20 protein-coding genes and 2 pseudogenes are annotated in these 25172 nt (G+C 71.3%); 13 read left to right on the top strand and 9 right to left on the bottom strand.

Annotated elements, in window-relative coordinates; translation table 11 throughout:
- The first annotated feature begins 55 nt into the window (after nucleotides 1-55).
- Nucleotides 56-328, top strand: coding sequence for a WXG100 family type VII secretion target (locus tag M2266_RS15310; protein ID WP_277438701.1), 273 nt, complete (start codon nucleotides 56-58; stop codon nucleotides 326-328).
- Nucleotides 329-458: 130 nt separating this feature from the next.
- On the opposite strand, the gene M2266_RS15305 is transcribed toward M2266_RS15310, so the two are convergent.
- The 3 genes from M2266_RS15305 to M2266_RS15295 all read right to left on the bottom strand — a co-directional run bounded on the left by M2266_RS15305 (nucleotide 459) and on the right by M2266_RS15295 (nucleotide 6731).
- Nucleotides 459-4898: an FtsK/SpoIIIE domain-containing protein gene (locus M2266_RS15305; protein ID WP_277438700.1), complete on the bottom strand. Its 4440-nt coding sequence runs from the start codon at nucleotides 4896-4898 to the stop codon at nucleotides 459-461.
- Between the two features lie 175 nt (nucleotides 4899-5073).
- Nucleotides 5074-6081: a hypothetical protein gene (locus M2266_RS15300; protein WP_277438699.1), complete on the bottom strand. Its 1008-nt coding sequence runs from the start codon at nucleotides 6079-6081 to the stop codon at nucleotides 5074-5076.
- Nucleotides 6078-6731 (bottom strand): hypothetical protein, encoded by a 654-nt coding sequence (locus M2266_RS15295; RefSeq protein WP_277438698.1) that lies wholly within the window; start codon nucleotides 6729-6731, stop codon nucleotides 6078-6080. The genes M2266_RS15300 and M2266_RS15295 overlap by 4 nt, the downstream gene beginning before the upstream one ends.
- A gap of 197 nt (nucleotides 6732-6928) precedes the next feature.
- Between M2266_RS15295 and M2266_RS15290 the strand changes: the two genes are divergently transcribed.
- Entirely contained in the window at nucleotides 6929-7942 is a 1014-nt protein-coding gene (locus tag M2266_RS15290; protein WP_277438697.1) for a hypothetical protein, read from the top strand.
- Here the strand turns inward: M2266_RS15290 and M2266_RS15285 are convergent.
- From M2266_RS15285 to M2266_RS15275, 3 genes are all read right to left on the bottom strand, one after another.
- Nucleotides 7899-8588: a hypothetical protein gene (locus M2266_RS15285; RefSeq protein ID WP_277438696.1), complete on the bottom strand. Its 690-nt coding sequence runs from the start codon at nucleotides 8586-8588 to the stop codon at nucleotides 7899-7901. The two genes, M2266_RS15290 and M2266_RS15285, sit on opposite strands and share 44 nt — an antisense overlap.
- 67 nt (nucleotides 8589-8655) lie before the next feature.
- The gene (locus tag M2266_RS15280; protein WP_277438695.1) at nucleotides 8656-9681 is read right to left on the bottom strand and encodes a hypothetical protein; all 1026 of its coding nucleotides are present in this window, start codon (nucleotides 9679-9681) and stop codon (nucleotides 8656-8658) included.
- Between the two features lie 32 nt (nucleotides 9682-9713).
- The gene (locus M2266_RS15275) at nucleotides 9714-10373 is read right to left on the bottom strand and encodes a hypothetical protein (RefSeq protein WP_277438694.1); all 660 of its coding nucleotides are present in this window, start codon (nucleotides 10371-10373) and stop codon (nucleotides 9714-9716) included.
- 526 nt (nucleotides 10374-10899) lie between these two features.
- On the opposite strand from M2266_RS15275, the gene M2266_RS15270 reads away from it, so the two are divergent.
- From M2266_RS15270 to M2266_RS15225, 10 genes and pseudogenes are all read left to right on the top strand, one after another.
- Entirely contained in the window at nucleotides 10900-11511 is a 612-nt protein-coding gene (locus M2266_RS15270) for a hypothetical protein (protein WP_277438693.1), read from the top strand.
- An 8-nt stretch (nucleotides 11512-11519) separates the two neighbouring features.
- Nucleotides 11520-12320 carry a hypothetical protein gene (locus tag M2266_RS15265; protein ID WP_277438692.1) on the top strand — a complete coding sequence of 267 codons (801 nt, stop codon included), beginning with the start codon at nucleotides 11520-11522 and terminating at the stop codon, nucleotides 12318-12320.
- Nucleotides 12317-13624 carry an ATPase, T2SS/T4P/T4SS family gene (locus M2266_RS15260; RefSeq protein WP_138353524.1) on the top strand — a complete coding sequence of 436 codons (1308 nt, stop codon included), beginning with the start codon at nucleotides 12317-12319 and terminating at the stop codon, nucleotides 13622-13624. The genes M2266_RS15265 and M2266_RS15260 overlap by 4 nt, the downstream gene beginning before the upstream one ends.
- Entirely contained in the window at nucleotides 13624-14514 is an 891-nt protein-coding gene (locus M2266_RS15255; protein WP_277441220.1) for a type II secretion system F family protein, read from the top strand. The genes M2266_RS15260 and M2266_RS15255 overlap by 1 nt, the downstream gene beginning before the upstream one ends.
- Nucleotides 14511-15416 carry a type II secretion system F family protein gene (locus M2266_RS15250; protein WP_277438691.1) on the top strand — a complete coding sequence of 302 codons (906 nt, stop codon included), beginning with the start codon at nucleotides 14511-14513 and terminating at the stop codon, nucleotides 15414-15416. The genes M2266_RS15255 and M2266_RS15250 overlap by 4 nt, the downstream gene beginning before the upstream one ends.
- A gap of 92 nt (nucleotides 15417-15508) precedes the next feature.
- Nucleotides 15509-15763 carry a hypothetical protein gene (locus M2266_RS15245; RefSeq protein WP_277438690.1) on the top strand — a complete coding sequence of 85 codons (255 nt, stop codon included), beginning with the start codon at nucleotides 15509-15511 and terminating at the stop codon, nucleotides 15761-15763.
- Between the two features lie 22 nt (nucleotides 15764-15785).
- The gene (locus tag M2266_RS15240; protein WP_277438689.1) at nucleotides 15786-16280 is read left to right on the top strand and encodes a TadE family protein; all 495 of its coding nucleotides are present in this window, start codon (nucleotides 15786-15788) and stop codon (nucleotides 16278-16280) included.
- A 41-nt stretch (nucleotides 16281-16321) separates the two neighbouring features.
- Nucleotides 16322-16744 (top strand): TadE/TadG family type IV pilus assembly protein, encoded by a 423-nt coding sequence (locus M2266_RS15235; RefSeq protein WP_277438688.1) that lies wholly within the window; start codon nucleotides 16322-16324, stop codon nucleotides 16742-16744.
- Nucleotides 16744-17208: a Tad domain-containing protein gene (locus M2266_RS15230; RefSeq protein ID WP_277441219.1), complete on the top strand. Its 465-nt coding sequence runs from the start codon at nucleotides 16744-16746 to the stop codon at nucleotides 17206-17208. Before M2266_RS15235 ends, M2266_RS15230 begins: the two co-directional genes overlap by 1 nt.
- 89 nt (nucleotides 17209-17297) lie before the next feature.
- Nucleotides 17298-20217 (top strand): annotated as a pseudogene (locus M2266_RS15225) (BTAD domain-containing putative transcriptional regulator).
- A gap of 39 nt (nucleotides 20218-20256) precedes the next feature.
- On the opposite strand, the gene M2266_RS15220 reads toward M2266_RS15225, so the two are convergent.
- The 3 genes from M2266_RS15220 to M2266_RS15210 all read right to left on the bottom strand — a co-directional run bounded on the left by M2266_RS15220 (nucleotide 20257) and on the right by M2266_RS15210 (nucleotide 23397).
- Nucleotides 20257-21864, bottom strand: a complete 1608-nt coding sequence (locus tag M2266_RS15220; RefSeq protein ID WP_277438687.1) for a transporter — start codon at nucleotides 21862-21864, stop codon at nucleotides 20257-20259.
- A complete protein-coding gene (locus M2266_RS15215) occupies nucleotides 21861-22598 on the bottom strand; it encodes an ABC transporter ATP-binding protein (protein ID WP_277441218.1) in 738 nt (245 codons plus the stop codon). The genes M2266_RS15220 and M2266_RS15215 overlap by 4 nt, the downstream gene beginning before the upstream one ends.
- A 142-nt stretch (nucleotides 22599-22740) precedes the next feature.
- Nucleotides 22741-23397, bottom strand: coding sequence for a bifunctional DNA primase/polymerase (locus M2266_RS15210; RefSeq protein WP_277441217.1), 657 nt, complete (start codon nucleotides 23395-23397; stop codon nucleotides 22741-22743).
- Nucleotides 23398-23679: 282 nt separating this feature from the next.
- Between M2266_RS15210 and M2266_RS15205 the strand changes: the two are divergent.
- A pseudogene (locus tag M2266_RS15205) lies at nucleotides 23680-25063 on the top strand (transcriptional regulator).
- Nucleotides 25064-25172 lie beyond the last annotated feature (109 nt).

The raw sequence follows: 25172 nt of genomic DNA, 5'->3' as shown, positions 1-25172 counted from the left end.
TCGGCTCAGCCGCACGATGCGCGCGCCACGCGTTCTACCTTACGGGGAGCACTCCATGGCTATGAGCGGCGCCGATCTTGAGATGTTGCGCAAGCTGTCCACGCGCTTCGGCAAGGACCACGTAACCCTCGACGGCTTGATCAAGTCCTTGAACTCCGCGTCCAAGGAGAGCCACGGCTACTGGTCCGGCCCGCTGGCCGACAACTTCCGCCGCGACTGGGAAGCCCTCCAGCCGAGCATCACGAAGATCATCAACCTGCTGGACGACGCGAAGCGTGCGACGGACACCCACCACGGCAACATCAGCCGCGCGACCACCGGTCACTGACCCACCGGTCATCGACCCAGCGGTCATCGACCTGTCGTCGTAGACCGTCCGAAGCGGCCCGGCCCCTGCCCAGCGATGCTGGACCAGGGGCCGGGCCGCTTTCGTGTGCGGCGGCCGCGGCCGCGGCCGTTCAGACCTCGATCGCGGCCTGCACGGGCAGGATCTCCCCACCGCGCACCAGGACGCCGCAGCCGGTGGGGCCGCCCCCGAGGCCGCGCGGGAGGCGGACGTTGAACAGGTCGCCGGCGTCCCCTTCCGGGGCCAGCAGCAGACCGTGCCGCGACCGACGGGCTTCGGCGGCGAAGCCGCGGTACTGCGACGTCATGGTGTCCGCCGCCCCGGCCGCGACAACCGCGTGATCGCCGTCGACACCGGTGCGGATCACCTCGGCCAGCGCGTCGTCGAGCGGCCCGTCGTGCAGCAGTTCGGCATCGTCGACGACGACGGCGTAACGGCCGCCGTTCGCCCTGGACAACAGCTCCTGCAGGTCACTTTCGGTGGAGTCCGCGCCGAGCATGCCCAGCACGCCGGCCTCACCCTCCATGGCCCGCAACGGCGAGCGCTTCGGCGTGATGAGAACGACCGGCAGTCCACCGCGCAGCAGCGACCTGGCCATCGTCATCAACGTGGTGGACCGTCCGGACTTGGGCGGCCCCGCGACGACGAATCCCGGCCCCGATTCGCCGAGGTCCACTCCGAGCGGGGCGAGCTCGTCGCCACCGACACCGATCAGCGCCCACAGATCCGACGGCGGGGCGAACTCCGGTTCCAGAGCGCGTGCCTCGCTCGCGGTGATCTGCGAAGGCAGCGCATCCACGCGCATGGCACGCAGGCTCTTCACCGGACGGGGGTACCGGGCCCGCGAGTCGTCGGCGATCCGGCGGAGCGCCTCGACCTGCGCCTTGCCAGAGGGATCGGTGGCGAGCAGCGCGATCTGGCTCTCCTGCACGCCTCCGTCGGTCGCTCCCAGCGCGCGGCCGGCCGCCATGTCCTTCGGGATGTCACGAGGGGACATCCCGGCGGAGGAGTAGTCGTCGACGGTGGTGAGCCGCAGGATCAGCCGGTCCCCGAAGGAGGACGTCACCGTTCCCATGAAGCCGCTGCGGTCGGCGGACATCGCCACCCGGAGCCCCACGGCGGGCCCTTCCCGGAAGAGCCGCACCATGGCGTCGATGAGCTTGCCGTAGTCGTAGTTCTCGAACGTCGAGGTGTAGCCCTCCCAGCCGTCCAGGAGCAGGACCATCCACGGCAGCTTGTCCTCAGGGGCCGCCGACGCGCGCTGTTCGGCCGTGCTGGAAACGCCCAGCCGCGCGAGGAGTTGCTGCCGCCGGGTCACTTCCCCCTGGAGCCTCGCGAGCAGCCGGACCAGGCGCTCGGGCTCGTCCCGGGTGACCACACCGCCGCAGTGCGGCAGGCCGGTGAGCGGCAGCAGGACGTTCGCACCGCAGTCGACGCCGTACAGGTGCACGTCGGCGGGCGAGACGGTCTTGGCCAACGCGCCCGCCAGCGAGCGCAGCGCGGTGGACCGGCCGGAGCGCGGTCCGCCGATGATCAGGAGGTTCTCTCCGTCGACCAGATCGAGCGCGAGCGGTGAACGCGCCTGCCGCGCCGGTACGTCGGTGACGCCGAACACGATGGGCGGCACGTCCCCGTGGGTGGGCGCCGCGGGCTGCGGCGCGTCGTCCAGCGTGATGTGTTCGGGCAGCGGCGGCAGCCAGGGGCTGCGGGGTGCGGGGAACCGCATGCGCTCCGCGCCCGACGCGATCGCGTCGACGAGCACCGCCAGGTCGGTCACGAGGGTGCCGTCGTCCCCGTCGTCCGCGGCGCGGGCCAACGGGCGCGCCACCGCGGACCAGGACAGCGGAACGGCGCTCGCCCGGGGCCCCGACGATGTGCTGGGCCGACGCCCGCCGATCCGCGCGGACTGCAGGGCGACCAACGCCTGGGCACCGGACCGCACATAGGCGCGCCCCGGGGTGGACTTGTTGATGGCGCCGGCGTCAGGGGCGTCGATGACGTCGGAGGACTCGTCGGGGCCGGTGACGCGCAGGGCGATCCGCAGGTTGGTGTTGGCCCGGATGTCGGCACTGACCACACCGGCGGGGCGCTGGGTGGCGAGGATCAGGTGCACGCCCAGCGAGCGGCCACGACGGGCGATGTCGACGAGCCCCGCGACGAAGTCCGGGAGTTCGGCGACCAGCGAGGCGAACTCGTCGATGATCAGGACGAGCCTGGGCATCGGCTCCAGTTCGGGCCGCACACGGCGGGTGTCGCCGTAGTCCTCGATGTCCTTCGTCTCGGCCTCGAAGAGAATCTCCTCACGGCGCTTGAGCTCCGCGGCCAGCGATGCCAGCGCCCGTTCGGTGAGGTGTGCGTCGAGGTCGCTGACCATGCCGACGGTATGCGGAAGCCGGGAGCAGTCGAGGAAGGCGCTGCCCCCCTTGTAGTCGATGAGGACGAAGTTCAGCGCGTCCGGGCGGTTGTGGACGGCGAGCGACGTGATGATCGTCTGCAGGAGTTCGGACTTTCCGGCCCCGGTGGTGCCGGCGATCAGGGCATGCGGTCCGTCGCGGCGGATGTCCAGATGGAACGGGCCGTCGGCGCCGATCCCGATGGGCGCCGTGGTCGTCGATCCGCCGTGCATCCAGATGCGCTCGATGTCGGCCCCGGTCGGATCGGGCATCTGGAGGAGGTTCAACAGCCGGGCGGCGGTGGGGAGGGCGCTGTCGGCGTCGTCACGGCTGACATCGCGCACCGGAGCGAGCGAACGGGCCACCAGCCCGCACCAGGCGTGCGAGACCTGGTCCGCCAGGACGTCGCCGACGGCCTCCAGGCCCGCTCCCCGCAGGTGCAGGCGGCCGGTCGCGTCGTGCGGCCAGCAGATGGCGGCGCGGCACTCCTCGGGCAGCAGCCGTTCGTCCTCGTCGAGGCACAGGGCGAACATGCCGTGCAGCGGCCCCTCCTGGAGGAGCTGGGGCACTCCGGGCGTGCGGCGCAGCAGCCGCGCGCCGTCGAGCAGGATGAGGACGTACGGGTCGGGCCGCAGCGGTGTGCCGCCCCCGCTCAGGGAGCTGGTGTTGACGGACTTGCGCCGGTTCAGTTCGTTGAGCAGCTCGGTGATGCGGCGGGAGACCGTGTCGGGCTCCGAGCCGACGAGCGCGACGCAGTCCTGTCCCTGCTGGGGCGCGGTGTGGGGCAGCCAGTGCGCCCAGTCCCACACGGCGCCCGCGTCGGGCACCGAGGAGAGGACGACGACCGACAGGTCACGCGGGCTGTGCAGGACAGCGGCCTGGGTGACGAGCCAGCGCGCCGTGGCCAGCGCGCGAGGCCGAACCCCCGCCAGGCCCACCACGCCGAGCTTCGTGAACGGCAGCGGGACGGGCACGTCGTGCACGGTGGGCGGTTCCGGCGGGTCCGCGTCGTGGGACGCGCCGGAAGCGGCCAGTTCGATGTCGGCGGGGAGGTCGGCGACCCCGATCCGCAGCATCAACGCGTCGGGATCCGTGATGCGGCGCTCCCAGAGCCGGCGCCGCGGCCCCGTGGCGAACAGCAGGATCGCCGCGGGGTCGGGGAAGGCGGTACGCCTGGCCTGCTCGTCCAGCTCGCTGAGCCGGACGAGGTTCTCGTCGTACTCCTCCTTCTCCTTCTTGTAGTCCTTCATCGAGGTCCGGTGCTTCTGCTTGCCGCGGCGGTTCTCGCTGAACCACTCGCCGATCATCATCACCGGACTCATCAGGCAGAACAGCAGCATGTAGACCTGTTTGGTCATGAAGTACATGCCCAGGCCGAAGACCGCCGGCAGGAACGAGGCGAGGAGCTGGAACCGGGCGCGCTCGCCCTTGGTGGGAGGCGTCGGGATGACGAGACGGGCGCGCGGGGGCAGCGAGGAGAGCCGGGGCGGCCGGTTGTACGCCAGACCGCCCTCTCCCATCGCGGAGAGGTGGGCGTCCGCTTCACCGGGTACGTCGAGCACGAACAGCGACGAACCCGCCTTGACCAGCGCGCCGGTCGGCCAGGCCCGCTCCCCGGTGACCGGGGCGTTGTCGATCAGAACGGGCACGCCCGGCTGCGGGGTCAGCTTGACGGCACCGCTCATGTCCACGCTGATCACCAGGGCGGCGGGCGGGAGTTGCGGATCATCGACGGAGACGGTGCAGGCCTCGGCCGACCCGACGGACGTGACACCGAGCGACAGCCGGGCGACGCGGCCCGCGCCGGGTCCACCGGTTATCCGGAGCTCGAACCGTCCGGCCGGCTCTCCCGCGCGCAGGTACGGGCCGATGCTGTCGTCCACCGAGACCCGCATCCCGTCGCGGAGCAGGTGGGCGACCGGCTCGTCCGGCGGACAGGGATGGCCGTCGGCCCACAGGGTGGGCGTCCGCGGCGGGACCTCCTTGGGCGGGAAGAGATTCGTGACGGACGAATGGCCCGGCGCGGGCGCCCCCGCCCCAGCCGCCGGCCGCCCGGCCAGGACCTGCGCCACATCGGAGCCGGTGGTGTTCTCGTCCACCGCGAGAATCACATCCTGCGGCTCATCCCCCTGGCGGATGACCGTCACAGTTACCCGCATGGGCCGTCTTCCTCCCCGTCGGTCCCGCGGGACCTTGCTCTGACTTGCCAGCCGAGGCTATCCCGGGCCTTGGGCCCGAGGAAGCCGGGGCGGTGGCGGCGGCGACCACGGGCGGCGCCCGCGCCGCCCGTCATCGGGCCCCGACAGCAGACTCCCGCCCGGGGCGGGAGTCGCTTCACGTGGTGGGGCGGCCGACTGCCTGGATCTCCTGGACGACGACGTCCTGTTGGGACGGCGAGTAGCCGTCCGGCAAGGCTGTCCCCTGGCCGGGCTGGGGAGTGGCCGTCGGAGTCCAGGTGACGGTCCAGGTGATCTGGGCCTTGAGGCTGTACGGGCCGGTGCCGGCGGTGGCCTTCCGGTACGTGATGTTGCACCCGGCACCGGAGGAGTCGACCTGGTAGGCGGCGCCCACTTTGGTGAAGGGGTAGTCACACGACTGGGGCGAGGCGTAAGGCGTCCCGGCGTCGACATGCAGGGCCGACGGCACGGCGACCACGGTGGCGGCGATGTTCAGGGCCGGTAGTTGCGCCGTGACCCACACCGGCTCCACCGGATCGTCGAACTTCACGTACGTGGCGAGGTTGACCTTCTGGCTCGACGCGGCTGGGCGCAGCGTCACGTCGTGGGAGGGCAGTTTGGTCGCCCCGTAGGCGACGTCGGAGAGCATCTTCGGGGTGATCGTGGCGCCGGGGGGCGGGGGTGTGGCGGGGCCGACCCACAGAAACGACTGGTTGAAGTTGCAGTCTCCGACCTGATCGGAGGCGAGATACTTGTTCTGGACAAGGCCCCACCATTTCCCATCGTCACCACGATGGTATTTGACCGCGTTCTTCTCCGACATCTCGAAGTTGTAGTAGTTGGTAACGGTGCCGGAGCCCTTCTTGGCCGCCGCGTCGTATTCCTCCTTGAAGTGCGCCTCGAGTTCGTCGGGACTGTAGAACGGCTCGTACCAGCAGGGAGGCGCGACCCAGTCGACGTTGGAGGAAACGAGCGGTTTGCTTCTGCCGCCGACCTTGCTTCCGGTGACCGCGACCCGGGACTCAAGCGTCGTGCCGGTGCTCTTGGGGGTGGTCGACGGCGTGGGGTTCTTCGAGTTGCCGGCCATGGCGGGCGGGTTGGCCAGGCCGAACACGGTCAGGAGCAGCCCCGAGACAACAGCGGCCCGCCGTACTGTGCGCCTCATCCGATCTGGCACTTCTTCGCCCCCAGCGCCCACGTGTAGCGGAGGACCTGCCAGTCACCCGACGCGTTCTTCGACATGGTCATCGTCCACTGCCTGAAGTCCTGAAGGGACGGAGTGGTGGTGTTCACCTTGCCGGTCTTGGCGACCTTGTCGAATCCCTTCCGCTGGTCCTCGCAGTAGGCGACGCTCGCGACACCCGTGCCCAGGATCTTCACGTTCGACTGGTAGTAGTGGTAAGTCCCGGTGATGACGTTCCCGCTCCGGGCCTGCTCGATGATCGTGTCGGCGAATTGCGCGCCCTGCAGGCCGGTGAAGTAGCGCTTGAAGTTCGGCGTCTCCTTCACGATGATTTTCGACTCCGCCTCCAGGATCGCGGTGATCGCGTATCCGGTGTCGCGGAGTACCGCCTTCTTCGTGGCGTCGGCGTCTTCGAAGCCGTCAATCTGGATCTTGATGTCCGGCGGTAGAACGAACTTCGGCGCACCCGCTTCCGTAGCCGTCGCGCTCGGGGTGGCCGCCGGCGTTGTCGGGGCGGTGGTGGGGACACCGGGGATCTTGTCCGATGCCTTGTCTTCGCCTCCGCAGGCGGTCAGGGCCAGGGCTGTGGCCAAGGTCAGTGCGGCGGCTATGGGCAGGGTACTGCGGGTCACGATGAGATCCCCCGTGAGATGTGTGGACAAGAGCGTTGGTTCCGACGCTACCGGTGATGCTGAAGTGTTCACAGGGACCCCTGCCGGACTGTGACCGGGCCCGCACTTCAGAGTCACAATCGCCGACTCCTCTCCGGGGTGGCGAAGTTATCCACAGGCAGACCTTTGGGTAGAACCGGGCAAGTCATCATGAATGCATGACGAAAAGTTCCAGCCCGACCCGTGATGCACATGCCCTCACCCACCTGCGCCAGGACGGCGTCGCGACCGCACGGCAGCTGCGGGCCCTCGGCGTGAACAGCGGTTCCCTCGCCCGTCGTTGCCGCCCCGGCGGTCCGTGGCAGCGCCTGCTCCCGCGCACCTACCTGTTCCACAACGGGCCCCCGACCGCCCGCCAACGGACCAGGGCGGCGCTCCTGTACGCGGGGGAGGGCGCGATGCTCACCGGGCCTGAGGCGTTACGGCTCTTCGGTCTGCGCTACGTCCCGCCGCTGCGGGGCACGCATGTGCTCGTCCCCGGCCACCGGTACGCGGGCAGCCGGGACTTCGTCACCGTACTGCGCGCCCGCCACGTGCCCCGGCCCCGCAACGTCGCCGGTTTCCCCACCGCGCCACTGCCGCGGGCGCTGGTGGACACCACCCGGCTGGGAGCCGACCTCCAGCAGGTCCGGGCGGCCTGCGCCGAGGCCGTGCAGCGCGGCCGCTGCTCCGTCGAAGCCCTCACCGAGGAGATCCTCGGCACCTCGGCCCGCGGCATCGCCCCGATCCGCGCCGTCATACAGGAGCTGCTCGCCGGGGTCCGCTCCGTCTCCGAGGCCCAGGCCCGCGACGTGCTGCGCACCGGCGGGCTGCCGGAACCCCTCTGGAACGCCACGCTGTTGCTGACGGACGGCACCTTCCTCGCCACGCCGGACGGCTACTGGCCGGACACCGGCGTCGTCCTGGAGATCGACTCCCGTGAGTACCACCTCAGCCCCGCCGACTGGCACCGCACCATGAACCGCCGCAACCACCTGGCGGCCCACGGCCTGCATCCGCTGGCCTTCACCCCGGGCCAGTTGCGGCACGCGCCGCGAACGGTCGTCCGACACGTCTCCCAGGCGAAGGCCACCTACGCGGGCTGCTCGCCCCCGCATATCCGGGCGGTGCCGATCCGCCGGCCGCCCGTTACGGCCGGCACTGGGCGGCTCCGCGCTGGGAGAGGATCTTGACGGTCTGCCAGATGCCTTGCTTGTTCTTCTCGAGGAGAGTGTTGTAGACGACGTAGGAATTCTTCGTGACGGGTGTCACGTCGACCTTTCCGGTCTTCCGGTCCTTGTTGAAGGCTTTGCTCTCGTCGCCGCAGTACACGAGTGACGCGCTGCCGTCCGTCCGGAGGGTGACCTTGCGGTGGAAGTACCGCACGGTCCCGGTGATGCTGAGCTTGTGGTCCAGGAAGCTCTGGATCCACTGGCTGGTCGCGGCCGCGGCTTCGCCCTCGTAGTAGAAGCCGACGGCCGGTGCGTTGGGCTTGCCGGCCACGATCGCCGCGTCCACTCCGGTGATGGCCTGGGCGTTGTCGGCCAGGATCGCGTCCTTCCTGGCATCGCCAGTGCGGGAGCCTTCGAAGAACTCCTTGACGTCGCCCGGAAGCGTGGTCACGGGTCGCTGGACGCTGCCGGTCGGCGACGCGCTCGCCGTGACGGAGGCCGGTGCGGAGGCCGATGCCATTGACGTGGCGGGGCCGGGGGCGGTCGTGCCCTTGTCGGAGGCGCTCGTGTCGCTTCCGCCGCAGGCGGTCAGGGTCAGGGTCAGGGTCAGAAACAGGGCCAGAGTTGTGGCCGAAGCGAGTGAGGGGGTGGGGGGCTTGCGAGTCACGAGGGAAAACCTGTCGTCGGTCGTGTCGAGGGGGATGTCGTGCGACTCCCGGTTCCGGTCGCGCGGGTCAGCGGCCGATGGCCTGGATCTCCTGGACGGTGACCGGAGTCGTCCGGTCGAACGTTCCGCTGGGAAGGTCGCCTCCCGTGCCACCGCTTCCGCGCCATTGGACCTGCCAGGTCACGGTCGCCTTGAGCGGATAGGAGCCGCCGGTCGAAGAGCGGCGGTAGGTGACGCCACACGGCGGGGTGACGTCGTTGTCCCCGGTCTTGTACGGGGTGCCGATGCTGCCGTCCTGGTTGAGCCCGCAGGTGCCGGACGCGGGGTAGAGGTCGGCGTCGTTGGTGCCGGCGTCCAGATGGAGACCGATGGGGGTGGCCGTCGTGGTCGCCCACAGGCCGAGGGCCGGCAGACGGGCGGTGACGGACACCGGCTTGAAGTCCGCTCGGTCCAGCCACACCCAAGTGTTGAGATTGACCGTCTGCGATCCGGCGGCCGGCGAGAGGGCCACATCCGTATCGGGGACACGGATCCTGTCGTAGGCGGCCTTGGCCAGGATCTCGGACGTGACGGCGACGCCCTTGGTGGAGGCCGTGCCCTTCAGCACCCAGTCGGAGTGTTCCAGGAAACACTTCAGCGAGGCGGGGTCGCCCTTGCGGTTGGGGTTGACGACTCCGTTCCACCACGTGCCCTTGTCCGAGTTGGGGATCTCGAAGTCGGTGTGCGGATTGCCGTTGACGTAGTACTCCCGCTCCGCCTGCTCCCACGCGTCACCGGTCGACGACAGCGCCCAGATCCCCTCCCGCTCCACCTTGAGCTGTGCCGGGGTGTACTGCGGTTCGAGCCAGCAGGCCGGGGGCGTCCACCCGGTGGGGGCGGTGAGCGCGGACCCCGGGGGCGGGTTCGCGGGCTCGAAGCTGATGTTGCTGACGCCGGCGTGGAGTTCATGGTCGTTGATGCCGCCCGTGGTGGGCGGGGGCTGCTCGTCCGCGGCGGCCGGACTCGTCAGGGCGGCCGAGAGGCTCAGCGCCAGCGCGAGTGCCAGCGACGCGCCGGCGGTTGCCAGAGCCGGCCGCCGACGGCTTCTGCCCATGCCCACGCCCATGCCCATTCCCGTGCCGATGCCTATGCCTTGCACTGGGCGGCCCCCTCGACGACCGTGATCTTGGACGTCTGCCAGACGCCCCTGGACGTGCTGTCCTTGACCAGGAGCAGGTTGTACAGAACGAAGCTCTTGTCCGTGGCCGGGGTGCGCACGACTTCTCCGGTCTTCACCTTCTTGCTGAAGACCTTGCTCTGGTCCCGGCAGAACGTCAGAGTCGCGGAGCCCGCCTTGAAGACGTCGGCCTTCGCCTCGTAGTAACGGTCGTCCCCGGTGGGTGCCCAGCCGCCCGAGATGTTCGCCTTGATCTGGTTATGGGCGTACGTGAGACCGTCGTTGCGGGAGTAGAACGTGTACGCCGGGTCCTTGAGATCGCTCTTGGCGCTCGCGCGCTTGATCGCGCGCATGTACTGCTCACCGTCGTTGAGAACGGCGTCACGCGCCGCGTCGCCGGTCTTCGGCCAGGTGAAGACCATCTTGAGGTCGCTGGGCAGATCCGTGGCCGGGCGCTTCACCGAGTCGCTGGGTGCGGTGCTCGGGGTGGCCGGGGCGGTCGTCGTCGGGGCCGCGGTGGGGACACCGGAGATCTTGTCCGAGGGCGTGGCGTCGCCGCCGCAGGCACTCAGGGACAGAACGGTGGCCATGGTGAGGGCGGCGGCGATGGGCAGCGTGCTGCGGGTCACGATGGAGATCCCCCGTGTGGTGCGGACGAAGAGCGGACGAAAGGTGGGCAGACATCGGCACGGACAGAACCGGACAGGGCGTGGCGTGGACAAGGCAATGCGCTTCGACGCTACTCGTGATGTCCGAGAGGGTGTAGGGGCCACTGCTGTTCTGTGACACGGTCCGCACTTCGAGGTCACATCGGTACGTTGGACACCGCGGCCGGACGATGATCGCGGACGGTTTCGTGAGGCTCCTGTCACGTGACGCGCCTTGAGGGTGTTTATGTGGCGCTGATAGCGTGCGGTGACTTGACACCGGCCTGCGGGCTGTCGCCATCCGGAGTGCGACGACCTCTCCCCATGCTGCCGGGAGTCCAAGCACGCCAGCTCGACGGGGGCATTGACGTGAAGATCAGGGAACGTTCCGCTGCGGGTAGCAGTGGGGGTAGGCCGACTGTGCCCGGGCCCGTGATGGGCGGGCCGGCCGGGTGAGCGGCTGCCGGTCGCGCCGCGGGAGCGGAAGCCGGCGCTGGCCGCGCTGGCCGTGCTGCTCATCCTCATCGGGGCGCTGGGTGCGACGGTGCTGGTCATGCGCGCAGGGAACCGCATTTCGGCGATCGAGATCACGGAGCGCGTGGCCGCCGGAGAGAAGATTCCGGATTCGGCGATCCGCGAGGTGATGGTCGCCGACGGTTCGGGTATCAACTACGTCGCCTGGGCCGACAGGAGTTTGCTGGGCCGGTACCGGGCCGCCACCGACATCGTCGACGGGAGCGTTCTCGTCGGGCACATGCTCAGCAGCGAGGACGTGCAGATCAAGGAGGGCAAAGCCGTCATCGGGCTCTCCCTCAAGGGTGGGCAGTTCCCCGACGGTCTGAAGATCGGCGACACCGTGGCGGTCTACCGGGTGGGCAACGACGCGACCAAGTCGTCCACCGGCAATTCCGGCAACTCGGGTAATTCCGGCGGCGGTGCGAACACGCTGCTCGCCAACAACGCCAAGATCAAGGCCGTACCGGGCGGCAACGGCGACGCGCTCGGCAGCAGCGGCAACGCGTACTCGATCGTCGTGGACCAGAGTGTCGCCGGCCCGCTGACGCTGGCGGCGTCCGCCGGCGAGGTCTCGTTGGTGCTCGTACCCGCCAGTAAGGGCTGAGGCCCGCCATGGCACTTATCGCGATCGCCGCGGACAAGGGATCGCCCGGCGTGACGACGACGGCCGTGGCCCTCGCCGCGGTCTGGCCGCGCCGCGCGCTGCTCGTGGAGGCGGACCCGTCCGGCGGGGACATCGTCTACCGCAGCCAGGCCGCGCACGGCGGCGTGCTCGACCCGAACACCGGCATGCTGTCGCTGGCCGCGACGGCGCGCCGCGGGCTGGCCGCGGAACAGCTGTGGGACCACGCGCAGCCCTTGGCAGGTGGCCTCGACGTCGTCGTCGGGCTCGGCGGGTCCGAGCAGGCGGCCGGTCTCGTGGGTCTGTGGCCGACGCTGGGCCGGGCGTTCGCGACGCTCGCCGAGTCGCCGAACGGCGCGGCCGACGTGCTCGCCGACTGCGGCCGGATCGGCGCCGACTCGCCCTCGCTGGAACTGTTCTCGCACGCCGCGCTCGTCCTGCTGGTGTCCCGCACCGAGCCCGAGCAGCTGGCCAGGGTGCGGGACCGTGCCGCCGCGCTCTCCGCCAAGCTGCACGGCTCGCAGCGCGGTGCGGCCGCGCTCGGGTTCCCGCCGATCGGCGTGCTGCTGGTCGCGGAACCGGGACAGAGCGCCCGGATCGTCAGCCAGGTCAACGACATGCTCGTCGCCTCGCAGATCGCCGCCCGCGTCGTCGGCACGCTCGCGCACGACCCGGCGGGCGCCGAGCAGCTGGCGGGCCGCCGCCGCGGCCGTCTCGACAAGTCGCTCCTGATCCGTTCGGCCCGGCAGATCACCGCCGACGTGCCGCACCGGTACGGGGTCCTTCGATGAGCGCGATGGACCACCAGCTCGTCAAGCGGTTCCGGCAGGACGCGGGCGACCGCATATCCGAGCAGCGCCGTCTCGATCAGGTGTCGGGCGTGCCCGCGATGTCCCCCGAGGACGAGCGGCAGTTCGCCCGTGCCGTGATCGCCCAGATCCTGGAGGACTACGCGCGCGCCGAGATCAACCTCGGCCGCACACCGCCCAACGCGGAGGCGGAGGAGGCCTACGCGGCAGCCGTGCACGCCGCGCTGTTCGGCGTCGGACGGCTGCAGCCGCTGCTCGACGACCCCGAGGTCGAGAACATCGACATCAACGGCTGCGACCAGGTGTTCGTCGGGTACTCGGACGGTCGTGAACTGCGCGCCGACCCCGTGGCCGAGTCCGACGAGGAACTCATCGAGCTCATCCAGGTGCTCGGCGCGTACTCCGGCCTGTCATCGCGCCCGTTCGACTCGGCGAACCCGCAGCTCGACCTGCGGCTGCCGGACGGCTCACGTCTGTCCGCGGTCATGGACGTCACACGCCGCCCCGCGCTCTCCATCCGTCGCGCCCGGCTCGGCAAGGTCTTCCTCTCCGACCTGGTCGGCAACAACACGCTCACCCCGGAACTGCACTCGTTCCTGAGCGCCGCCGTGCTCGCCCGCAAGAACATCATGATCGCGGGTGCCACCAACGCCGGGAAGACGACGCTGCTGCGCGCGCTCGCCAACGTCATCGGCCCGACCGAGCGCCTGATCACGGTCGAGCGGGCGCTGGAACTCGGACTCGACCAGTTCCCCGAACTCCATCCGAACGTCGTGGCGTTCGAGGAGCGGCTGCCCAACTCCGAGGGCCAGGGCATGATCTCGATGGCCGAACTGGTCCGGCGGTCGCTGCGTATGAACCCGTCGCGCGTCATCGTCGGTGAGGTGCTCGGTGACGAGATCGTCACCATGCTCAACGCGATGTCGCAGGGCAACGACGGCTCGCTCTCCACGATCCACGCCAACAGCTCCGCCGAGGTCTTCAACCGCATCTCGACGTACGCCCTCCAGGCGAAGGAGCGGCTGCCCGTCGAGGCGTCCCAGATGCTCGTCGCGGGTGCCATCGACTTCGTCGTCTTCGTGCAGCGGCGCAACGACTTCGAACGCGGCGGCACCCTGCGCCGTGTCGTCACGTCCATCCGGGAGGTCAACGGCATCGACGGCCGTGTCCTGTCCAGCGAGGTCTTCGCGGAGGGACAGGACGGGCGGGCCTACCCGCACGCGCCGCTGTCCTGCCTCGACGAACTCCTCGCCAACGGCTACCAGCCCTCGGGGGTGTGGCGATGATGACCGGTGTGTTCTCCCTGCCCGTGCTGTACGGACTGCTGGCCGGCACGGCCGTCGGCGGCGGCATCGCGCTGTTCGTCATCGCGGTGCGCGGCTGGGCGCCCAAGCCGGGCGCCACGAAGGAGAGCGGCAAGCGCGCCGCCGAGCTGGCCCGCTTCCTGTCCACCCGCGGCTCGCTGGCCATCGGCGGCGGACTCGTCGTCCTGGCGCTGACCCGCTGGATGGTGATGGGCGCCGCCACCGGGGTCCTCGTCTTCACCTGGGACCGCCTCTTCGGCGGCGCCGCGGAGGAGCGCGCCGCCATGAAGCGCGTCGAGGCGCTCGCCGCCTGGACCGAGTCGCTCCGTGACACCATCGCCGGCGCGGTCGGCCTGGAGCAGGCCATCCCCGCCTCGGCGCGGGCCGCGGCACCGGCGCTGCGCGCCCACCTGGAGGCGCTCGTCGACCGCCTGCGGTCGCGCACGCCCCTGCCGGAGGCGCTGCAGCACCTCGCCGACGAGATCGACGACGCGTCCGCCGACATCATCATCGCGGCCCTCATCCTCAACTCCCGGCTCCGCGGCCCCGGCCTGCGCGAGGTCCTCGGCGCCCTCGCCAAGTCGGCCCGCGAGGAGGTCGACATGCGGCAGCGCGTCATGGCGCAGCGCGCGAGCACCCGGCGCAGTGTGCAGATCGTCATCGTCGTGTCGGTGACCTTCGTCCTGGGGCTGGCGATCTTCAACCGGAGCTTCGTCGAGCCGTACGGGACGGCCGTCGGCCAGCTGGTGCTGGGCGTCGTGTGCGCGCTGTTCGCCGCCGGGTTCTGGTGGCTGCGCAACCTGTCGAAGATCGAGACGCCGGATCGGTTCCTGACGCACGCACCCGAGCGGCACGAGATGGGAGTCCGGTGAACAGCATCTTCCTGACCGTGACCGTCGGTGCCATCGCCGGTCTGGGGATCTTCGCCCTCGTCCGGGCGCTGATCCCGAACCGCCGTGGCGCCGTCGCGACCGTCGCGCAGATCGACGCGCTGCGCGCGGCGGGGCCGTCGAGCGGTCCCGCGCCCCGCGCCAACGACGTCAAGGGGCGGATCGGCCAGCGCGTCTCCGCCTTCTACCTGCAGCAGGGCTGGGAACAGCGCTCGCTGCGGGCGGACCTCGCCGTGCTCGACCGCAGCTGGGACAACTTCCTCGCCACGAAGGTGATGCTGTCCGCGGTCGGCGTGTTCTTCGGACCGTTCCTGTTCGCCATCGCCTGGCAGTTGGGCGTCGGCAGCAACCCGGTCATCCCGCTCTGGATGGCGCTGCTCTTCGGCGGGCTCTTCTTCTTCCTGCCGGACGTGGAAGTACGGCGCGACGCCGTGGACAAGCGCCGCGACCTGCGGCGCGTCATCGGTGCCTACCTCGACCTGGTCTCCATGAACCTCGCCGGCGGCCGCGGCCTGCCGGAGGCGCTCATGGCCGCCGCCGAGATCGGCGACGGCTGGGCGCTGCTGCGCATCCGTAACGCCCTCGCGGACGCGCGGATCACCGGTACGAGCCAGTGGGTCGCCCTGGGGCGGCTCGGCGACGAGCTGGGGGTCGAGGAGCTGAAGGACCTGTCGGTGACGCTGGGACTGGTCGCCGACGACGGTGCGAAGGTGCGCGAATCGCTCGCTTCGCGCGCGGAGACGATGCGGCACCGGGAGCTTGCCGAGATCGAGGGCGGGGCAGGTGAGAAGTCGCAATCCATGCTCGTGGCCCAGCTCTTGCTCTGTGCGGGCTTCCTGGTGTTCCTGATCTTCCCGGCCGCGATGCGCGTCTTCAAGGTCTGATGGCCGCGAAACGTCTGTTTACCCAAAACATCCGAATCATCTGTTGTACAGAGTCTGATCCACGTAGTCACCGAGTCGAGAGGACTTGAACCATGAACCGTTTGCCCATCAGTCACCCCGCGATCGACTTCCTCGTCACGTTCATCCAGGGACGCGTGCAGCGTGCCCGTGCGGAGGAGACCTCGCGCGGCGCCTCGGCCGTCGAGTGGGTCATCATCTCGGCGGTGGTGGTGACCATCGTCGGCGTCGTCGCCGCACTGATCAACAACGCTCTCAGGGGCAAGGCCGAGAAGGTCGGGAGCTGCATCTCGGGCACCACCGACACGGGTACCTGCACCACCAAGTGACACGACAACGGGGAACAGGTCGATGAGCACCCGACCAGGGTCATTCGTACGCCGCCGGCTGGACGCCGCCCGCGGCGACAGCGGTGTGGGCAGCAGCCCCGCCGGGGACAGCGGCATGACCGCGATCGAGTTCGTCTTCCTGACCCCGGTGCTCTTCTTCATGATCTTCGCGACCGTGCAGTTCGGGCTCTTCTACTTCGCCGACCACGTCGCCCAGGCCGCCGCCCAGGCGGGCGCCCGCAAGGCGCGGGCCGAGGCGGACGCCAACCCCGGCGGCTGGGAGGCGAAGGCCAGGGACACGGCGTCGAGCTATATCCAGCAGCTCGGGCCGAATCTGCTGGAAGGCCCGACGGTGACGTCCTCGGGGCCCGTCGACAACACCGTGGGAATCCGGGTGACCGCCAAGGTGCCGACGGTCTTCCCGGGGATGACGTTCACGGTGAACGAGCAGTCACAAGGTCCGATCGAACGCTTCGTACCGGACATCGAACGCTTCGTACCGGACATCGGGGGCTGAGGCCGGGTATGCGCAGTTGGCTGCAAGACAGGGTGGGCCGGGTGAGCAGGGACCTTCGGGCCGCCCGCCCCGGCGACCAGGGGATCTCCACCATCGAGGTGGTGATCCTCGCCCCGGTCATGATCCTTTTCATCCTCGTCCTGGTCGCCTTCGGACAGCTGGTCGACGGCCGGGGGGCGGTCGACGGCGCCGCGCGTGACGCCGCTCGGGCCGGTTCGCTGCAGCGCGACGGCGGGACGGCGATGAGCGAGGCCCAGGCGGCGGCCGACGTGGACCTCAAGGGCACCTGCCTCGGTCACCCCACGGTCACGAAGACCAGCAGGGGCTTCGAAGCCGGTGACGCCTTCGCCGTCGAGGTGAGCTGCAAGGTCCGCGGTTTCGGGGTCCTGGGGCTCGACATCACCAACACGGTCACCTCCAAGAGCGCCTCGCCGCTCGACCGGTACCGGAGGGCGGCACCGTGATGTGGCTGCGGGAACGGCGGAACCGGTGGACCGCGGCGCGCGACGACCGCGGCTCCGGCACCGCGGCGGTGCTCATGTTCGCCCTGGTGTTCATGACGCTCGCCGCCTTCGTCGTGGACGGCGGCCTGTCGATCCACAAGCGCGAGCGCGCCGCGGACATCGCCGAGCAGGCGGCCCGCTACGCGGCCCAGGACATCGACGTGGAGGCGCTGCGGGACGCGCCCGCCGGGACCGCGCCGCGCATCAACACCGCGAACTGCGACGCCCGGGTCAAGGATTTCGCCCGGCAGTCCGGGCTCAGCATCCCGGACGCGCAGGCTTCCGGGTGCGACATGGCCAAGACGAACGACCAGCATGTAGAGGTGAGGATCCAGCTCACCTACAGTCCCACCCTGACCGGGTTCTTCTACAGCAAGGACTTCACGGTCCACGGAACGGCGGCGGCCGAGATCGCCACCGGCTGACGCACCCTGACACGTCGCACGTCGCACGTCGCACCCCGCAAGTCCCCGTCCCCCGCACCACCGAAGGCAGAAGGCAGAGGAACGAGCCCATGGCACGCACGACCGCCAGCCGGCGACCGGCCCAACCGGCGCAACCGGGCCGGCCGCAGCCGCCCCGGCGCCGCCGTACGTTCGGGGACGTCGTCCGGGCGTTCACGGCGTTCCTCGCGCTCGCCGTCCTGGTGGTGGGTGTGCCGCTCGCGCTGCTTCGCGTCGTCGGCTCGCCGCTCCCGGACCACTTCTCGATGGAGGTGCTGCGGGAGCCGATCACGACGGACACGTTCATCAACGTGCTGGCGGTCGTGGTCTGGCTGGCGTGGGCGCAGTTCGCGGCGTGCGTGATCGTGGAGGCGAAGGCCGCGATCTCCGGGATCGGGATGCCGTCGCGGGTGCCCGCGTCCGGGCCGAGCCAGTTGCTGGCGCGCCAGTTGATCGCCGCGCTGCTGCTGATCGGTGCGAGCGCCGCCAGCCTCACGCCGGGGCTCGCGCAGCTCGGCAACCTGAACGACCAGCCGCACCGCGGCGGTCCGGCCGTGACCGCACAGCAGACGCCGGGGCAGGTGCAGCAGCACCAGGAGAACGCGGCGGGCGCGCAGCAGGCCGACGGGCCCGCCTCCACGAAGGTGACGCCGGGCGCGGCGGCCGCCGCGGAGGCCGGCAAGGCGGCCACGAAGTTCTACCGGATCCAGCCTCCCGAGGGGCGGCACCACGACTCCCTGTGGGAGATAGCCGAACGCCACCTCGGCGACGGCCGCCGCTACAACGAGATCTACCAGCTCAACAAGGACCGGGCACAGCCCGACGGTTCGAAGCTCTCCAAGGCGAGTCTGATCCGGCCCGGCTGGATCATGGAGATGCCGGCGGACGCACGCGGCGGCGACCTCGTGCAGATGCCCGTCGCGGCGCCGAAGACCGCGCCCGACGTGAAGCACTACGCGGAGCGCGGGGGCGTCAAGGACACGACGGCCGAGGGCGCGCACGCGGAGTACGCCGATCCCGCTCCGGCCCCCGCGCAACTGCCGGTTCAGGGGCCCGCCCACGGTGAGCAGGTCCCGGCCGCGCCGGCCGTCGCGGCGCCGTCGCAGTCCCACGGTTTCGGCCTGCCCGAGGCGCTCATCGCCGCCCCGCTGCTGGCAGCCGGTCTGCTCGCAGCGCTGGGCAGGCGCCGCCGTACCGCGTTGTGGCAGTCGGTCACCGCGGGCGCGGTGCGCACGCCCCGGACCCCCACCGGTGCCGAGGCGGACGCCGCCGACGCGCTGCGCATCGGCGCGGACCCCGACACCGTCGCGTTCCTCGACCGCGCGCTGCGCGCCCTGTCCGCGCGGCTCGCCGCGGACGGCGGCAAGCTGCCGACGGTCTACGCGGCGTGGCTCACCGCCGAGTCGCTCCACCTCCAGCTGGCCTGGCCGGAGGGCCAGCCGCCCGCGCCGTGGCAGCTCGGCCAGGACCAGACGTTCTGGCGGCTGGACCGGGCGGATCTGTCGGCCGACGCGGACGTCTCCGCCAGCGCTCCGTACCCGGGCCTGGCGGCCCTCGGCACCCTCGACGGCGCCCGGCTGATGCTCAACCTCGAAGCGGTGCCCGGCATCGTGTCGCTGACCGGCGCCCGCGCCGACCGCGAGGCCGTGCTCGCCGCCGCCGCCGCCGAACTCGCCACCAACGGCTGGTCGGACCGGATGACGGTGACGCTCGTGGGCTTCGCCGAGGACCTCACCGCCCTCGCGCCGGCCAGGATCCGGCACCTCGCGGACGTCCCCGAGGTCATCGAGACGATGGCGGCCGAGACCGCGCAGCGCTCCGGCGCCCTGCGCACGGCGGGTCAGGACAACGTCCTGACCGGCCGGACCGGCAGCGCCCAGCACACCCAGCGCTCCCCGCACCTGGTCCTGATCGCCACCGAGCCCACCGAGGAGGAGGCCGACCGGCTCGCCGAACTCGCCGCCGACTCCGGCCGGCTGGGCATCGGCTACCTCGTCGCGTCGTCCCGCGCGGACCTGCCGGGCGCCGCGTGGGCGCTCGAGGTCACCCCCGCGGGCCGGCTCCTCGCCCCGCTCCTCGGCCTGGACCTGGAGGCACAGCTGCTCCCGGCCGCCCCAGTACGCGGCGGTCCTCGGGCTGTTCGCGGCGGCCGACCCGGACGGCGAACCGTCCGCCTCCGTGCCGCCGTTCATGGTCGACCTCACCGACCAGGGCCGGCCCGGGGTGTACGCCCGGCTCCTCGGCCCGTTCGAACTCATCGGCCTGGAGACCCCCGAGGCCGGGCGCAGCCTGCTCCTGCACGAGGCGCTGGCGCTGCTCCTGCTGCACCGCGAGGGTGTCCACCCGCGCGTCCTGGCGTCCGCGCTCTGGCCGCGCGGTGTCACCGACGACGTGCGCGACGCGCTCATCGACCGGCTGCGCGAGTGGCTGGGCACCGACACCGACGGCTCGTCCCGGATGTCGTTCGACGCCACCGGCCGCCTCGTGCTGTCCAGCACGGTCGTCTCCGACTGGGACGTCCTGCAGACTCTCCACCACGCCGCCATGGAAGGCCCCGGCGCCGACGACCCGCAGACCCGCCGTCGCCTGCTGGCCGACGCCCTCGCGCTGGCCCGCGGCTCCCTCCTGGAGGACCGCGCCCCCGGACGCTACGGCTGGCTCGCCCACGAGATCGTCGACGCCCAGCACCCGGTCCTCGTCGCTGAGGTCGCCCTCGCCCTGGCGGGCCTGCACCTGGACGCGGGCAAGCCGAAGGCCGCGGTCGCCGCCGTACAGACCGCCCTGGCGGTCACCGGCTCCGACGAGCGCCTCTGGCTCGCCCTCCTGCACGCAACACACGCCACCGGCGACCCCGCCCGCCTCGAAGCCGCCGCCGAATCCCTGCTGGCCCGCAACCACGCCCTGAACGGTGCGGCCCGCGGGCTGCCCCCGCGCGTCGAAGCGCTGCTGGACGAGCTCCTCCCGGCCTGGCGCGGCAGCATCGCCAATTGACCGCCTCGCGGCCGCCTTGCCGAGCCGGGTCCCGCCCCGTCAGCCCTTCGCCACCGCCGCCAGGATCTCCGGGAGGCGGTTGAGCAGCCGGGGGGCCGTGAAGCGGAGGGAGGCGGCGGCCAGGGCCACGGCGTAGAGGGCGCCCAGCGGGAGCAGCACCCAGAGGTACGCGTGGTGGTCGGAGACGTGCAGGTAGATCGTCAGACCGACCATCGGCAGGCAGCAGGCCGCGCCGGTGAGGCCGCCGCCGAAGAGGCTGATGGCGGCGAGGCCGCCCTGGCCGGGCGCCGAGCTGCCGAACGGGTTGTCCTGGGGGAGGGCGTACGGGAAGCGGACGCTGGCGAAGGCGCCGGCGGCGATGAGGGCGCCCAGGAGGGCGAAGGACAGGCCCAGGGTTTCGGGGACGGCGGCCGGACGGCCGAGGAGCAGGGCCGCGCCTACGGTGACGATCGTGACGTACGGGACGGCCACGGTCGACAGGGCGAGCGCGCGGGCGCGCAGTTCGGCGTGGGCGTCGGCGCGGGTGGAGATGGTGGAGGCGACGGTCCAGAACGCTGAGCCGTCGACGCCGAACTGGTTGTACATCTGCATGCCGAGGAGCCCGGCGGCCCAGCACGCCGAGTAGATGCTGCCGTGCTGGACGGCGGCCACGATCGGCAGCAGCAGCCCGACGGCCAGCGCCGTCGCCCAGGCCGCCTTGGAACGCGGGTCGCGCCAGGCGTAGCGGAACTGCCGTTCCATCACGGTGCCGGTGCGGCCGCCGGGCAGCAGCGCGGCCAGCCGGCCGCCGCCCGTTCCGGCCTCCTTCTCCGCGGCCTGGAGGGTGGAGGCGTCGGGAGTGACCATGAGCCGGTACAGGCTGTGGTGCCACCAGCGGAGCACCAGGGCCAGCACGGCCGCGACGTAGAGGAGTTCGGCGGCGGCGAGCCCGTAGGAGCCCTCGGCCGCCGCACGGACCGCGTCGATCGCGGGGGCGGGTGGCAGCCAGCGGAGCACGGAGGCCAGGGACTTGACGCGCTCCAGGCCGTCGGACGAGGCGAGCGAGCTGGCGCCGAGGTTGACGAGCTGTGCGCCGACCGCCACGAACAGGCCGCTGAGCAGCGCGAGGTCACGGCCCTTGCGGCTGGTGAGCAGACGCGTGTTGGCGGCGGCGACGGCGCGCGACAGCGCCACGCACAGCAGGAGCACGAGGACGACGGCGACGACCGCGAGCGCGATGGAGATCGCGTTGCCCGCCAGTGCGGACACCGCGCCCGCCGTGACGACGACGGTGAAGACCGGTCCCACGCCCAGCAGCGATGAGATCAGCAGGGCGGTGATCAGCGGCCGCGGGCGCAGCGGCAGCATGGCGAGGCGGGTGGGGTCGAGGGTGTCGTCGCCGCCGAAGAGGAACAGCGGCATGACGGCCCAGCCGATGATCAGGACGACGGCGAGCCCGACGGCGGCCGCCGGCCCGTATTCGCTGTCGCGCAGCGCGATCATCCCGACGCCCATCGCCAGCGCGTACAGCACCGCGAAGACGACGCCGACGATCCAGCCGATGGTGCGGCCGGTGGACTGTCGCAGCCCGTTACGGATGATGGCGAGTTTGAGGCGGATGAAGACCGGTGTGATGGATGGGGCGGCCCCGGCGAGGGGCGCGTTCATCGTGCGCCGCCCAGCCAGTCGAGGTCCTGGCCGCCGCGTTCGGTGGCGCCGACGAGCGACAGGAACGCGTCCTGGAGGGAGGCCGCCCCGCCTCGCACATCGGCGAGCGGACCCTGCGCGACGATGCGGCCGGCTGCCATCACCGCGACCCAGTCGCAGAGGCTCTCCACGAGCTCCATGACGTGCGAGGAGAAGACCACGGTGGCGCCGGAGCGGGTGTAGCGCTCCAGGACACCACGGATGACCTGCGCGGAGACGGGATCGACGCCCTCGAAGGGCTCGTCGAGGAAGAGTACTTCGGGGTTGTGGAGCAGGGCCGCGGCCAGTCCGATCTTCTTCCGCATACCCGTCGAGTAGTCGACGACCAGCTTGTTCTGCGCGGCGGAGAGGTCGAGGACGTCGAGCAGTTGCGCGGCGCGCTTGTCCACCTCGGCGCCGGGCAGCCCGCGCAACCGGCCGGTATAGGCGAGGAGTTCGCGGCCCGACAGGCGTTCGAAGAGCCGCAGCCCCTCGGGGAGCACGCCGATCCGGGACTTCACGGCGACGGGGTCGGCCCAGACATCATGGCCGGTGATCAGAACGGTGCCGTCGTCGGGGCGGAGCAGGCCGGTGACCATGGACAACGTGGTGGTCTTGCCTGCGCCGTTCGGGCCGACCAGGCCGATGAACCGTCCGGCCGGGAGTTCGAGGTCGATGCCGGCCACGGCCACCTGCTCGCCGAAGCTCTTCCACAGGCTGTGGACGCTGACGGCGTAGCCCTGATCCGGCGCGCCCTCGTCCGGTGCGTCCGGCTCGAATGTCTTCGGCACGTTGCGCCGTCCTTCCCCGTGGAGACCGCTGATCCACGGGGAAGCCTAGAGCAGGCCCTGACGGGCCCTAACGGGCCCGGCTCGCCGCCGCCTCGCGGCCACACGCGTACGCCAGGGGGCTCAGCAACTCCTCGACGTCCGGGAGCCAGCGGTTGAGCGGGGTGGGCCGGCGCGCCCACTGCACGGAGCCGCCGGTGCCGGTGCGGGTGGGCGGGGAGGCGATGAAATCGCCCTCGCCGCGGACCAGCAGGTCCAGGGAGGCGGGCGGCCAACCCAGCTTGCGCAGCAGGTCGGGGACCTTGACCGAGGCGCCGGGCAGCACCAGGAAGACCAGCCGCCGGTTGGGGGTGCAGAGCACCGGGCCCAGCGGCAGCTCCATGCGTTCCATGCGGGCGAGGGCGAGGCAGCCGGCCACCTCGGGGACGTCGATCGCGTCGAAGGTCCGTCCGGTCGGCAGCAGGATCGAGGCGCGCGGCTGCGTGGACCACATCCGGCGCACCGCGACGGCGCTGCCGCTGGCCTGGGTCGGCCAGTCGGGGCGGGTCGGGTGCGCGCCGGGCGCCGGGCAGGCGGGGGAGCCGCACGAGCAGCGCGTCCCGGCGCCTTCGTCCTCCAGCCAGGAGCCGGGCAGCACGTCCCAGTGCCGCTCCTCCGCGTATCGGACCGCTGTGTCGAGCAGTTGGTCGGTGAGCTGCTGCGGGGGGGCTCCGATGGTGTCTTCCACGCGCTGCACAACTACCTCCGTCACCAAGGGTTACGGGGTGGGGGCGAGGCTCATCGCGGGCGCACGGGTGTATGGCGGGGGGCGCGTGCGAGGGCGAGGGCCCGGATGCGGGTAGCCCCTGGTGGGCGCGGTGACGTACGCCCAGGAATAAAAGCCGTGAAAACGGCGAATCCACGTCACGTGCTCTGGGCATTGATCTTCTATCGAAGATCGCCGGAGTCACCCAGGGGGGCGGAACACCGGGCGCACGCCCGAGGTACCGCGACGAAGGAGGGGCACGACATGGCCGCACGACCACTGGTGGCGCGGCAGCCGAACGAACGGCTGCAGGCGCTCATCCAGGAAGCCGGCTGCTCCAACGCCGGACTGGCCCGCCGGGTCAACATGTGCGGGGCCGAACACGGCCTCGACCTGCGGTACGACAAGACGTCCGTCGCCCGCTGGCTGCGCGGTCAGCAGCCGCGGGGCCGGGCACCGGCCATCATCTCCGAGGCGCTGGGCCGCAAGCTGGGCCGGGCCGTCTCCATCGACGAGATCGGCATGGCCAACGGCAAGAACCTCGCCACCGGAATCGGGCTGCACTTCGCGCCCACCGTCGTCGGGGCGATCGAGCAGGTCTGCGAGCTGTGGCGCAGCGACGTCGGACGCCGGGACTTCCTCAGCGGGTCGACGGTGGCCGCCTCGGCCCTCGTCGAGCCCAGCCGGGACTGGCTGATCACCCGGCCCGACCCCGCCGTCGCGCGCTCGGGCGGCTCACGGGTCGGCAAGGCGGACGTGGAAGCGGTGCGGGCCATGACGAAGGCGCTGGTCGACCTGGACCACCGCTTCGGCAGCGGCCATGTGCGACCGGTCGTCGTGCACTACCTCAACAGCGTCGTGTCGGGCCTGCTGGCCGGCTCGTACCGGGAGGCGACCGGGCGTCAGCTCTTCTCGGTGGTCGCGCCGGTTGAACGAGCTCGCCGGGTACATGGCCGTCGACACCGGCCAGCCGGGGCTCGCGCAGCGCTACTACATCCAGGCGCTGCGGCTCGCGCAGGCCGCGGGCGACCGTGCCTACGGTGGATACGTGCTGGCCGCCGGGATGAGCCACCTCGCCGAGACGCTCGGCAATCCGCGCGAGATCGCCCAACTCGCGCGGGCCGCGCAGGAGGGCGCACGCGGGCAGGTCACCCCCACCGCGCAGGCGATGTTCTACGCCGCGGAGGCCCGCGGGCACGCGCTGCTCGGCGACGCCCGGACGTTCGCCTCCGTGGCCGGTCAGGCCGTCGACGCGCTGGAGCACTCCGACGCGGACGACGATCCCGACTGGATCGCCCACTTCGACCAGGCCTACCTGGCGGACGAGTTGGCGCACGGCCACCGCGACCTCGGCCAGGCGGCCCCGGCCGCCCGGCGCGCCGAGGAGTCCCTCGCGGGCCACCCCGTGACGAGGGTGCGCCGCCGCGCGATCGGCCTGCTCCTCCTCGCGGAGGCCCAGGTTCAGCAGCGCGAGGTCGAACAGGCCTGCCACACGGGCACCGAGGCGGTCGCCCTGTTGTCGGGGCTGCGCTCGCATCGCGGTGCCGAGTACCTCGACGGCTTCCGCCGCCGCCTCGAACCGTACGGGGCGGAGCCCTCGGTACGGGAGTTCGGCGCCTGTCTGCAGGAGCAGGAGGTCGCGGCGTAGCGCCCGGCGGACCTGGAACGTCGCACCCGAGGGCGCGCCGACCGCACGGCCCGGGCGTTCGCGATACCGGCGGAAGGACCGTCCGCCGGAATCGTTACCGGAACGACAT

This window comes from Streptomyces sp. SPB162 (assembly GCF_029504575.1).
GTDB lineage: Bacteria > Actinomycetota > Actinomycetes > Streptomycetales > Streptomycetaceae > Actinacidiphila.
This window is presented reverse-complemented; position numbering and strand designations above follow the sequence as displayed.